We start from the raw sequence: 12113 nt of genomic DNA on the forward strand, positions 1-12113 counted from the left end.
GCCATGCTGGCGCACACGGCCCTGCCCGGTCTGGCGGCGCGGCTGCTGGCTCTGCTGGCTGGCGCGGCCTGCATGCTGGCCCTGCGCCATTATCCGCTGGGCCACGGCTGGCCCGGCCTGCTGTTTGCCGCCCTGCTGCCCGCCTATTTCCTGCTGCTGTGCTGGCGTCCCGCCTGCTGGCTGTTCTGCGTGCCCGCCCTGCTGCCCGTGCTCGACCTGGCGCCGTGGACGGGCTGGTTCTTCCTCGAAGAAATCGACGTGCTGCTGTTGCTGACGGTAGCCTGCGGCTATTGGCGCCTGGGCGGAATGCCCCAGGGTGCAGCGGCGCGGCTGTCGCCGGCCGCCCGCGCCTGCCTGCTGCTGTGCAGTCTGGCCTGGCTGGCAGCGCTGCTGCGCGGCGTGCTGCCACTGCCGCCCCCCGATGTTTATGCCTGGGATAACTACCTGAGCCCCTACAACAGCTTGCGAGTGGGCAAGGCCTGGGCCTGGAGCATGCTGCTGCTGCCACTGCTGCTGCGCGACGGGGAGCCGTCCGCCCTGCGCCGCTATGCGCTGCCAGGCATGCTGGCCGGGCTGGCCATGGTCTCGCTGTTCGCGCTGTGGGAACGGGCCGTGTTTCCCGGTTTGACGAACCTCTCCAGCGACTACCGCATCACGGCGCCATTTTCCGCCATGCACACGGGCGGCGCCGCGCTGGACGGTTACCTGGCCCTGAGCCTGCCATTTGCGGCACTGTGGCTGGCGCGCGCGCGCAGCCGCTGGCAAGCGGCGCTGGCCTTGCTGCTGCTGGCACTGGCCCTGCACGCGGCATGCACCACCTTTTCACGGGGCCTGTACGCGGCCCTCACGGCGGCCGTGCTGCTGGCCATGTGGCAGACCTTGCGGACAGCCCCCGGCGCGGCGCGGCGCCCGACGGGCCGGCGACCCATGCGCAAACCCTTGCTGATGCTGCTGCTGGCCGGCCTGGGCACCGTCCTGCTCGTGACCATGTTCAGCGCGGCCGGCTACCGGGGCTTGCTGGCCGCCGTCGTCCTGCTGGCGGCCAGCTTCGTGCTGGCGGCGCGGCCCTTGCCGTGGCGCCTGGCACCGGCCAGCCTGCTGTGTGCGCTGTGCCTGCAGGGGTTGCTGGCCAGCTGGTGGCCGGCAGGGGCCGGCCCGGAGGCTGCCGGCTGGCTGAAAGGCCCGTATTTCCTGTTCCTGCTGGCCGCCGTGCTGCTGGCGGGCGCGCTGCTGCCCGGCACCCTGTGGCCGGGCGGTACTGCCGGCAAAGGCCTTGCCAGGCCGGTCCTGGCGATGATGGCGTGGACCATGCTGGCGTGCAATCTCGTCTGGATAGGCTGGCACTGGGCCGGTGCTCCCGCCCTGGCGCCGGCCGCGCTGGTCGTGTTGCTGGCCATGCTGATGCTGTGCAATGGACGCTTGCGCGCGCCGCTGTGGCGGCTGGACCGGGCCAGCCTGAGCATCGCGGGCGCGGCAGGCATCCTGCTGTTGCTGGCCATCCCCGTCTCGGCCAGCTATTACGCCACCGAACGTTTCGCCACCACGGCTTTCGACCTGCAAGGCCGCCTGCGTCATTGGCGGCAAGTGCTGGCCATGCAGCCGTCCGGCTGGGGCGATCAGCTGTTCGGCATGGGCATGGGCAGCTTTCCTGCCACGTACTACTGGCACAATCCGGGGCGCGAAGTGCCAGCCAGCATCGCCTATGCAGAGGATGACGGCGCGCCTGGCAACTCCGGCAACACGTTTGTGCGCCTGGCCAGTCCCGGCTACAGCGCAGGCTATGGCGAACTGCTGCGGCTGCTGCAACGCCTGCCGCTACAGCCGGCCACGCACTACACGCTGGCGCTGGACGTGCGCCGAAGCGGCCCCATGCCCGTGCTGCAGGTGCGCCTGTGCCAGCGGCAATTGCTGTACGCACAAGGTTGCGTGCCTATCCCCCTGCGCCTGCAGGCGCCGCCGCCTGGCAGTCCCGTGCCGGCCTGGCAGCACTATGAAGTGCCGTTCGACAGCGGGTCGCTGGGCGCGGGCGCCTGGCTGCTGCGCCCGCCCGTGCAGCTGGAACTGGCGGCCAGCGGCACGGCCACCTCGTCCGTGATCGACGTGGACAATCTGAGCCTGCGCGCACCGGGCGGCGAGGAATTGATCGCCAACGGGCGCTTTACGCAGGCCAACAATTACTGGTTTTTCAGCAGCGACCACCATCACTTGCCGTGGCATATCAAGAGCCTGGCGCTGCATGTGCTGGTGGAAACGGGCTGGTGCGGTGCACTGTCCCTGCTGGCCCTGCTTTCTCTGGCCGGCCAGCGCCTGCTGCGCCAAGCCACGCGGGGCAAGCCGTGCGCGCTGGCCTGCGCCGCCGCCCTGCTGGGTTTTCTCGTCGTCGGCCTGTTCGACAGCCTGCTCGACGTGCCGCGTATCGCCCTGCTGTGCTATCTGATGCTGCTGTGCGCATTGCTGCAGCCCCCGCAACCTCCTTCCCCTGAAAGTGCGCCGCCATGAAAGCCCTGCCATGGACATACTTCTCTGCCCTGCTGTCCGGCCTGGTCCTGGCTGTGGCCAGCGCGCCCTGCCGTGCCGACCAGGCCCTGGCGCAAGTCATTGCGCGCGTGAAGCCTTCCATCGTCGGCGTGGGCAGCCTGCAAGCGACGCGCACGCCGCCCTTGAATTTCCTCGGCACGGGTTTCGTGGCGGGCGACGGCTTGAGCGTGCTGACCTGCGCCCATGTGATTCAAAAACTGCTCGATGCCAATCCGGACGAAGTGATCGGCATACTCACGGGCCAGGGCGAGGCGGCGCAATTTCGCCCCGCCAAAATCCAGTCGCTGGACACGGAGCACGACCTGGCCCTGCTGCGCCTGGCTGGCGCGCCCCTGCCGGCCCTGGCGCTGGGCGACGCGGCCACGGTGCGCGAAGGCCAGGCCATGGCCTTTACGGGGTTTCCGCTCGGTACCTTGCTGGGTCTGCACCACGTGACGCACCGCGCCACCGTATCGTCGCTGACGCCGGTGGTCAGGCCCAGCGCCACCGCGCAGCGCCTCGACACCCGGCGCCTGGCGCAACTGCAAAAAGCGCCGTACACGGTGTTCCAGCTGGACGCGACGGCGTATCCAGGCAGCAGCGGCAGCCCCCTGTTCGATCCCGAGACCGGTCTCGTCTACGGCATCGTCAACATGGTGTATGTAAAAGGACTGAAAGAGGCGGCCATCACCGCGCCCAGCGGCATCACCTACGCGATCCCGGGCAGCCACATGCAGGCGATCTTGCTGAAAAACAAATGAGTCAGTTGCGCCCCTGCCTGAGCCGGTCGGTAATGCCAGGCTCATCCCATGTCGGAAAAAAAAAGGGGTAAAACGACCGTTCACCCCCATGCTGTTCCATCATGCCGCCGTACTTGCGGATCTGGGCCCCCATGTAGTCGAGGTCCAGGCGCAGCAATACCGCCGGCGCGCCCACGCGCGTGCACTCTCGCTCGCCGCCGAAATCCTTGAAACCCAGCATGCGCTTGTAAAACACCACATGGCGGGGATTGACTTCGATCACGTAATCCGTAAAGCCGTGAATATTGTGGGCATAGATATAAGAAATATGAATCAGCGCGGCGAACACGCGCTTACTCACGCCCTTGTCGATGGCCAGGCGCGACGGTTCGCACAGGCGCCGGCCCTGCTCGCGCAGCACGTCGAGCTTGTCGCGGAAGTTTTCATCGGCGGGCAAGCCTGTCTCGTCATTGTCCAGGCACAGGGTCATGGTGCCGACGGTGGAGCCTGCCGTTTCCGCAAACAGGGTGATTTTATTTAACGCATGTGCGATGCCGGGATCGACGGCATAACCGCGCCAGCCGTACATCTTGCGGATCAGCAAACTGGCCGCCTCGCGCCGGCCACGCGAATTGGCCATGCGGATATGAAAGCGCTGCAAGTCGAGCTCGTGCTCCATCGCCGGGTCGATCTGGCCCTCGCCCACGACCAGGTCACTGAAAGTGCCAGGCGTGTCGAAGGAAATAATAGGTTCATCTTCAAAGCTCATCTTGTCCTCACGTTCATCGGCAGCCGTCGAGACGGACTGAAGCCAATGCCTTGTGACAAGATAAAAAGCAGAGAAGTTCCCGCCACTATCTAAAAAAACAGAAGATAGTGCCTATAGATGGCAAAATTGCACGCTGAAATTTGCAAAAAAGTACAAAATGGCAAATATAAATGCTGTTTTAGCATTGTTGAGATCGTTTCTAAAAAAAGCTCTCCGGTATCAACAGCACATCGCCCGGCCGCATCATGACGTTCGCGGAAATATCGCCACTCTTGAGCAGATCGTCCAGGCGCACGCCCAGCTGCTGCTGGCTGCCGTCGCGCATGCGGATGATGCTGGCCTTGTTGCCGGCGGCAAAGTCCGTGATGCCGCCCACGGCGATGAGCACGTCCATCAGCGACATGCCCAGGCGGTACGGCAGCGCCTGCGGCTTGGCCGCTTCGCCGATGACCCGGATCTGCTCGCCATACGGGCCCGAGAAATTGGTGACGATGACCGTCACCACCGGTTGCTGGATAAACTTGCCCAAGGCTTGCTCGATATCGCGCGCCAGCTGGGTCGAGGTCTTGCCGCTGGCGGCCAAATCCTCCACCAGCGGCGTGGTGATCTTGCCATCGGGCCGCACGGCCACCGTCAGCGACACTTCCGGATTGCGCCAGACGATGATGTTGACGGAGTCACCCGGGCCGATCAGGTAGTCGTGCATGGGGGCGCTGTCGTCGGCGGGCGCCAGCGGATAGCGTGTGCGGCAGCCCCCCAGCAAGCTGGCGGTGCACGCCAGGAGCAGCGTGTGGCATACAAAAGCACGGCGAAACGGATTCATGCAGGACCTCTTCGAGTCGATGGCGCGTCCATGGCAGGCCCCGCAGAACCAGCCTGGGCCGCGAACTTCCTATGATTATTAAAACCCGGCAAGTGAACCTTGAGGCGTATCAAGAAGCAATCATCTTGGGAAATTTTGCTTCACAGGCGCCCTATACTTTGCATACTCAACAGGCAATTATTTCTTGCAAGATGCCGTTGTCCGCGCCGCCCAGCCATCGACCGTGCAGCACCGTCACCTGAAGGAAGCGACATGGAGCAATTGATACAGCAACTGCTTTCCAGCCTGAAAGGCATCTGGAAGTACCGCTGGCATGCGGTGCTGGTGGCGTGGCTGGTGGCGATCGTCGGCTTCATCAGGGTCATTACGCTACCCGACGACTTCCAGACGTCGGCGCGCGTGTTTGTCGATACGCAAACCATCCTCAAGCCGCTGTTGGCCGGCATGACCAGCGTGCCGAACACGGAACAGCAAGTGGCCATCATGAGCCGCACCCTGCTCAGCCGCCCCAACGTGGAGCGCGTCATGCGCATGGTCGACCTCGACCTCGATTCGAAGACCGTGCGCGAACACGAAGCCCGGCTCGATGAGCTGATGAGCCGCATCAAGATCAGCGGCACCAACGCCTACGATATCTACACCATCAGCTACAGCGGGCGCGACCCCAAGCTCGTGCGCGACGTGGTGCAAAGCCTGCTGACCATCTTTGTCGAAGGCAGTTTCCAGGGAAAAAAGGGCGATTCGCAGAAAGCGGTGCAGTTCATCGACGAGCAGATCAAGAATTACGAGGACAAGCTGAGCGCGGCGGAGAACCTGGTGAAGGAATTCAAGATCCGCAACAACCTGCTGTTGCCGCGCCAGGGCATCGACTATGGCAGCCAGCTGCTGATGTCATCCGATAGCCTGAACAATGCCAAGCTGGAACTGGTCGAGGCCGAGCAGGCGCGCAAGGCCATCCTGAGCCAGATCGAAGGCGACGAACCCGTGCTCGACCTGGAGCCGAACGCGGCGGCCATCACGAACCCGGAACTCGATGAGCGCATCGCCTCGCTCAACAAGAATCTGGACAGCCTGCGCATGCAATTTACGGAGTTGCATCCCGACATCATCGCCTCGAAGCGCCTCATTGCCCAGCTGGAAGAGCGCAAGATCGAGGAAAGCAAGCTGAAAACGGCGTCCGGCGACCCGGGCAAGAACTACAGCCCCATGCTGCAGCAGCTGAAGGTGGCGCTGACGGACGCGGACGCCAAGGTGGCCGCCATCCGCGCCCGCGTGCAGGAATACAACGCGCGCAATGAGCGCCTGCTGGCGCAAAGCAATGCCGTGCCCGAGGTGGAATCGCAGCTGGCGCAACTGAACCGCGACTACATCATCAACAAGGAAAACTATGAAAAGCTGATCGGCCGGCGCGAAGCGGCCAAGCTGTCGGGCGAACTCAGTTCCACCACCGAGATGATGGCCTTCAAGATCATCGACCCGCCCACGGTGCAATTTGCGCCCGTCGGCCCGAACCGTCCGCTGCTGTTTTCCGCGGCGCTGGGCGCGGCCCTGGTGGCCGGCATCGCCACGGCGCTCCTGATCAGCCAGGTGCGCCCCACTTTCCTCAGCCCCTCCGAACTACGCGATGCCACGGGCCTGAATGTGCTGGGTACGGTATCGATGAACTGGACGCCGCTGCAGCAGGTGCGCCGCCACCGCGCCCGCTATGCCTTTGCCGGCTGCCTGGGCAGCCTGTTCCTGCTGTACGGCGGGGTCATGACGGCCGCGCTGCTGAAATTCTAGAGCCCAAGGAGCGACGATGAGCAGCAAGGACAGCGGCAAGCAGGAACCCACCATCCTCGGCGTGGCCGAGGCTGGCGTTCCCTATACGGTGAACGGTACGCAGGGCGCGGACGCGGCCCGCTCGCGCCAATACCGCCCCCTGAACCTGGACCGGCTGGCCGAGCAAGGCATGCTCACGCACGATGGTGGGCGCAGCGCGGTGGCCGAGGATTTTCGCATCATCAAGCGCCCGCTGCTGCGCCAGGCGCGCGCCAGCGGCGCCGACGCCATCCGCCACGGCAACCTGATCGTCGTCACCAGCGCCATGCCCGGCGAAGGCAAGACGTATTGCGCCGTCAACCTGGCCATGAGCATCGCCATGGAAATGGATATCACGGTGCTGCTGGTCGATGCCGACGTGGCGCGCCCGTCCGTGCTGAAAGTGCTGGGCCTGCCGCCGGAACCGGGACTGATGGACGTGCTGCTCGACCCGCAGCTGGCCATGGCCGACGTGATCCTGAAAACCAACGTGGCCAATCTGAGCATCCTGCCCGCCGGGCGCAGCAACAAGCACGCGACGGAATTGCTGGCCAGCCGCGCCATGAGCCGGTTGCTGGCCGAGATCGCCAGCCGCTATGGCGACCGCGTCGTCGTCTTCGATTCGCCGCCCCTCTTGATCACCAGCGAAGCGCACGCGCTGGTGGGGCAGATGGGACAGGTGGTGATGGTGGTCGAGGCGGAAACGACGACCCAGCACGCCGTCAAGGAAGCGCTGCGCCAGATCGAAGCGTGCGAACACATTCATTTGATCTACAACAAGACCAAATCGTTCCCCGGCAACGACTACTACGGCTATGGCCATTACGACTAGCCGCCGGGTGAAGCTACCGCTGGCGCTGCCGCCGTTGCTGCCTTTGCTATCTTTGCTGCTGCCTCTGCCGGCCAGCGCTGTCGACTGGCTGGTGAAACCGTCGCTGCGCCTGCGCGAAAGCTATACGGACAATGCGCTGCGCGCGCCGCCGGGCAAGGCGCAATCGGACTTCATCACGGAAATCGCGCCCGCCATCGCCCTCATCGGCACGGGTCCGCGCCTGCGCGTGAACCTCGATTACAGCTGGCACAAATACTTCTCGGGGCAGCGCGGCAACAGCGACAACCACGACTTGCACGCCGCAGCCGACGCCGAGCTGGTGCAGGACTGGTTCTTCATCGATGCCAACGCCAGCGTGAGCCGGCGCAACATCTCGCCGTTCGGCCCCCAATTGATAGCCGAGCTGCCCGACACGGACAATACCAGCACGGTACGCACCACTGGCATCAGCCCCTACCTGCGCCACCGCTTCCGCGGCCTGGCCACAACCGAACTGCGCTACACGCGCATTACGGTAGCCAGCGGCGGCGAATTGCTGTCCGTACACAGCGACGAGATGGAATTGCTGCTCAGCGGCGAACCGCGCGGCCAGGGCTGGACCTGGAACGCCAGCCACGATGTGCGCCGCACGCAGGACAGCAAGCTGGCGCCCGTGCGCATGCAGCGCAGCAGCGTGGGCCTGCGCTATCCGTTCAGCAGAAAATGGGCGGCCACGGCCAGCGCCGGCATGGAAAAGGAAGGCTATATATCGAGCAACGGCAAGGCGCCGGAAGGCCGTTTCTGGTCGCTGGGCGGCGTGTGGACGCCGTCGCCGCGCACCAGCCTGGCCTTCAGCACGGGCAAGCGCTTTTTTGGCCATACCTACAGCCTCGATGCCAACTTCCTGCAGCGCCACACCAACTGGCAACTGAGCTACAGCGAAGACATCACCACCATGCCCACGCAGTTTGCGCGCCTGGGCGACCGCGACGCAGGCCAGCTGCTCGATCAATTATGGAGCGGCCTCTTTCCCAACGCGCGCGACAGGCGCTTGCGCATCAATGCCTTCCTGCGCTACGCCAACAGCCTGGGGCCGGAACGGGGCGCCATCAATTACTTCAGCCACCGCTATTTCCTGCAAAAGCAGCTGAAGCTGACGATGGCGCGCGCCACGGCCAAAAGCACGCTGGTCGCCGGCGTCACGGCCGTCGACCGCACGGCGCAAACGGCCAGCGGCATCGACAGCGCCTTGCTGCCCGGCATGGAGTTCGGCAGCGAAGACCGCACGCGCCAGATCGGCGCCAACGTGGGCTGGAACTGGCAAGCCAGTTCGCGCACCAGCGTGAGCGTCAATGCCGGCTACGCCGGCGTGCGCTCGCTGAGCGTGCCCCGGCGCGACAACAACATTACCGTGACGGCCGGCTACAGCCGCATCCTGCAGCCGGACATGACGGCCAGCATCGATGTGCGGCACATGCGGCACGCCAGCAACCGGGGCGGCAACTACCGCGAAAACGGCGTCAGCGCCACGCTCACCATGCAATTCTAAGGAGCCCGCAATGTCTGACCCTTCGCTTGCGTCCGCCGCGCCCGCGCACCTGCTGTGCGTGGTGGCCGCGCGCCCCAACCTGATGAAAATGGCGCCCATCCTGGCCGCCCTGGCGCGCCGTGCGCCCGCCGTGCGCGTCACCCTGCTGCATACGGGACAGCATTACGACACGGCCATGAATGGCCAGCTGTTTGCGGACCTGGACATGCGCCCGCCCGACATCTGCCTCGACGTGGGCTCCGGCAACCATGCGCAGCAGACGGCCGAGATCATGCGCCGCTTCGACGCCGTGCTCGACGCGCACCCGCCGCTGGCGCCCGATGCCGTGCTGGTCGTGGGCGACGTCAATTCCACCCTGGCGTGCGCGCTGGTGGCGGCCAAGCGGAACATTCCCGTGATCCACGTCGAGGCGGGCCTGCGCAGCAGCGACCGGCACATGCCCGAGGAAATCAACCGCGTGCTGACGGATCAATTGTCCGATCTGCTGCTGACCAGCGAGGAAGGCGCGCGTGCCAACCTGCTGCGCGAAGGCATCGCCCCCGAACGCATCCATTTCACGGGCAACGTCATGATCGACAGCCTGCGCCAGCAACTGCCGCGCGCAGTAACGCCCGCCACCACCCTGCGCGCGCACGGCCATGCCTGCCCGCCCGCGTATGGCCTGCTGACCTTGCACCGGCCATCGAACGTGGATGATGCGGCGCAGCTGCAAACGCTGCTGCAGGCGCTGGGCCAATTGTCGCAGCAACTGCCGCTGCTGTTTCCCATCCACCCGCGCACCCTGGCCGGCCTGCGTCTGGCGGGCCTGGAACCGCTGCTGGCGCGGCATGGCATCGTCCGCCTGCCGCCGCTGGGCTACCTGGAAATGCTGGGCCTGATGCAGGGCGCGCGCCTGGTGCTGACCGATTCCGGCGGCATCCAGGAAGAAAGCACGGCCCTGGGCGTACCTTGCCTGACCTTGCGCGACAATACGGAGCGGCCCGTCACCGTCAGCGATGGCACGAACACGCTGGCCGGCACGCAGCCGGCAACCATTCTCGCGCTGGCGCGGGGCGTCCTCGACACAGGAGGCAAGCGGGGCCGCATTCCGCCCCTTTGGGATGGCCACGCCGCCGAGCGCATCGCCGCCGTCATCGCGCCCTGGCTGGCGGCGCACCGGGGGCCGCCATGACGCCGCCGGTGATACTGCGCAACGCGCTGACCATCGACGTGGAAGACTATTTCCAGGTGTCGGCCTTCGCGCCGCACATCGCGCGCGCCGACTGGCCCCGCCTGGAATGCCGGGTCGAGGCCAACGTCGAGCGCATCCTGCTGCTGCTGGAAACGCGCCGCATCCACGCCACCTTTTTTACCCTGGGCTGGATTGCCGAGCGCTATCCGGCCATGCTGCGCCGCGTGGCCGGCGCGGGGCATGAGGTGGCCAGCCACGGCTATGCGCACCTGCGCGCCTGCGACCAGCTGGCCGCGCAGTTCGCCGACGATGTGCGCCGCAGCAAGACCATCCTCGAGCAATTGACGGGGCTGCCCGTGCTCGGCTACCGGGCGCCCAGCTTTTCCATCGGCGCGGCCAATCTGTGGGCCTTCGACGTGCTGCAGGAGGCGGGCTACCGCTACAGTTCCAGCATCTATCCGATCCGCCACGACCATTACGGCATGCCCGATGCTCCCCGCTTCGCCTGGCGCCCACGCGGGCCGCACGGCATGCTGGAATTGCCCGTCAGCACAGTGCGCTTGCGGGGGCGCAACCTGCCGGCCGGCGGCGGCGGTTATTTCAGATTGATGCCGTATGCACTGTCGCGCTGGCTTTTGCGACGCATCAATTCGCGCGACGGGCAAGCTGGCATATTCTATTTTCATCCTTGGGAACTCGATCCCGGCCAGCCGCGCCCGCCGGGCCTGAGCGCGAAAACGCGCTTTCGCCACTACCTGAACCTGGGGCGCATGGAAGCGCGGCTGGCGCGCCTGACGGCCGACTTCACCTGGGACCGCATGGACCGTATTTTTTTGGAAAGCACATGATGCACGAGGCCAGCCTTCCTGCCGACCGGTCGCCGTCCAGCGCCGCCATTGCCGTACGGTCCCTGCAGGCACACGAGCATGCGCGCTGGGATGCCTTTGTCGAGGCCTGTCCCGACGCCACCTTCTTTCACCGCGCCGGCTGGCACACCATCCTGCAGCAAGGGTTTAAACACGACTGCCATTTCCTGTACGCGGAACAGGACGGGCGCATCGCCGCTGTCTTGCCGCTGGCGCATGTGCGCAGCCGATTGTTCGGCTCGGCCCTCGTCTCGCTGCCGTTTTGCGTGTACGGCGGCATCGCCGGCGGCAGCACGGCCGCGCGACTGGCCCTGGACGAAGCGGCGCTGGCGCTGGCGCGGCGCCTCGGCGTGGGGCACCTGGAATACCGCTGGCGCGAGGTGCCAGAAAGTGCAGACCCTCCCTGGCTGTACAAACCGCTGTACGCGACCTTCCGCCGTCCCCTGCTCCCGGATGCCGAACAGAACTTGCTGGCCATTCCCCGCAAGCAGCGCGCCGTCGTGCGCAAGGCCATGGCCGGCGGCCTGCACAGCGCCATCGACTATGATCTCCAGCGTTTTTACCCGATCTATGCCGCCAGCGTGCACCGGCTGGGCACGCCCGTCTTTGCGCGCCGCCATTTTGCCCTGCTGCGCGCGGTGTTTGGCAGCGCTTGCGAGATACTCACCGTCTACCACGGCCAGCAGGCGCAGGCCAGCGTGATGCTGTTCTATTTCCGCGATGAAGTGCTGCCGTATTACGGCGGCGGCACGCCGCTGGCGCGCAGCACGGGCGCCAATGACTTCATGTACTGGGAAGCGATGCGCCGCGCCTGCGCGCGCGGTTACCGCCTGTTCGATTTCGGCCGCAGCAAGCTCGGTACGGGGGCATACGACTTCAAGAAGAACTGGGGCTTTGCGCCGCAGCCGCTGCCGTATGCCTACCAGCTCGTGCGCGCCACGGCCTTGCCGGAAGTCAATCCTCTGAATCCCAGATACGCGCTGTTCATCCGCGCCTGGCGCCGCCTGCCGCTGCCGCTGGCCAACCTGCTGGGGCCGCATATCGTGCGGCAACTGAGCTAAGCGACG

The 12113-nt window shown here is 65.6% G+C and carries 10 protein-coding genes; 8 read left to right on the forward strand and 2 right to left on the reverse strand.

The features are described from left to right. The first annotated feature begins 3 nt into the window (after positions 1-3). The gene (locus CLU91_RS03770; RefSeq protein ID WP_100873054.1) at positions 4-2499 is read left to right on the forward strand and encodes a hypothetical protein; all 2496 of its coding nucleotides are present in this window, start codon (positions 4-6) and stop codon (positions 2497-2499) included. Further along, the gene (locus tag CLU91_RS03775; RefSeq protein WP_100873055.1) at positions 2496-3278 is read left to right on the forward strand and encodes a S1 family peptidase; all 783 of its coding nucleotides are present in this window, start codon (positions 2496-2498) and stop codon (positions 3276-3278) included. Before CLU91_RS03770 ends, CLU91_RS03775 begins: the two co-directional genes overlap by 4 nt. A gap of 1 nt (position 3279) precedes the next feature. On the opposite strand, the gene CLU91_RS03780 is transcribed toward CLU91_RS03775, so the two are convergent. Together CLU91_RS03780 and CLU91_RS03785 are read right to left on the reverse strand one after the other, a co-directional pair. Next, entirely contained in the window at positions 3280-4026 is a 747-nt protein-coding gene (locus CLU91_RS03780; RefSeq protein ID WP_100873056.1) for an N-acyl amino acid synthase FeeM domain-containing protein, read from the reverse strand. A 199-nt stretch (positions 4027-4225) separates the two neighbouring features. Beyond that, entirely contained in the window at positions 4226-4849 is a 624-nt protein-coding gene (locus tag CLU91_RS03785; protein WP_100873057.1) for an XrtA/PEP-CTERM system exopolysaccharide export protein, read from the reverse strand. 252 nt (positions 4850-5101) lie between these two features. Here CLU91_RS03785 and CLU91_RS03790 point away from each other — a divergent pair, with 252 nt between their 5' ends. The 6 genes from CLU91_RS03790 to CLU91_RS03815 are packed head-to-tail and all read left to right on the forward strand — an operon-like array spanning position 5102 to position 12107. Next, entirely contained in the window at positions 5102-6631 is a 1530-nt protein-coding gene (locus tag CLU91_RS03790) for an XrtA system polysaccharide chain length determinant (protein ID WP_100873058.1), read from the forward strand. Positions 6632-6647: 16 nt separating this feature from the next. Then, entirely contained in the window at positions 6648-7481 is an 834-nt protein-coding gene (locus tag CLU91_RS03795) for an XrtA-associated tyrosine autokinase (RefSeq protein WP_100873059.1), read from the forward strand. Next, a complete protein-coding gene (locus CLU91_RS03800; protein ID WP_100873060.1) occupies positions 7465-9009 on the forward strand; it encodes a TIGR03016 family PEP-CTERM system-associated outer membrane protein in 1545 nt (514 codons plus the stop codon). Before CLU91_RS03795 ends, CLU91_RS03800 begins: the two co-directional genes overlap by 17 nt. Positions 9010-9019: 10 nt before the next feature. After that, positions 9020-10180, forward strand: coding sequence for a non-hydrolyzing UDP-N-acetylglucosamine 2-epimerase (wecB, locus tag CLU91_RS03805; protein WP_100873061.1), 1161 nt, complete (start codon positions 9020-9022; stop codon positions 10178-10180). Further along, complete coding sequence (locus CLU91_RS03810) at positions 10177-11028, forward strand: XrtA system polysaccharide deacetylase (protein ID WP_100873062.1); 852 nt, start codon at positions 10177-10179, stop codon at positions 11026-11028. Before wecB ends, CLU91_RS03810 begins: the two co-directional genes overlap by 4 nt. Further along, entirely contained in the window at positions 11028-12107 is a 1080-nt protein-coding gene (locus tag CLU91_RS03815; protein ID WP_100876565.1) for a FemAB family XrtA/PEP-CTERM system-associated protein, read from the forward strand. Before CLU91_RS03810 ends, CLU91_RS03815 begins: the two co-directional genes overlap by 1 nt. Positions 12108-12113: the final 6 nt, after the last annotated feature.

The organism is Janthinobacterium sp. 64 (assembly GCF_002813325.1).
Taxonomy (GTDB): domain Bacteria; phylum Pseudomonadota; class Gammaproteobacteria; order Burkholderiales; family Burkholderiaceae_D; genus Janthinobacterium.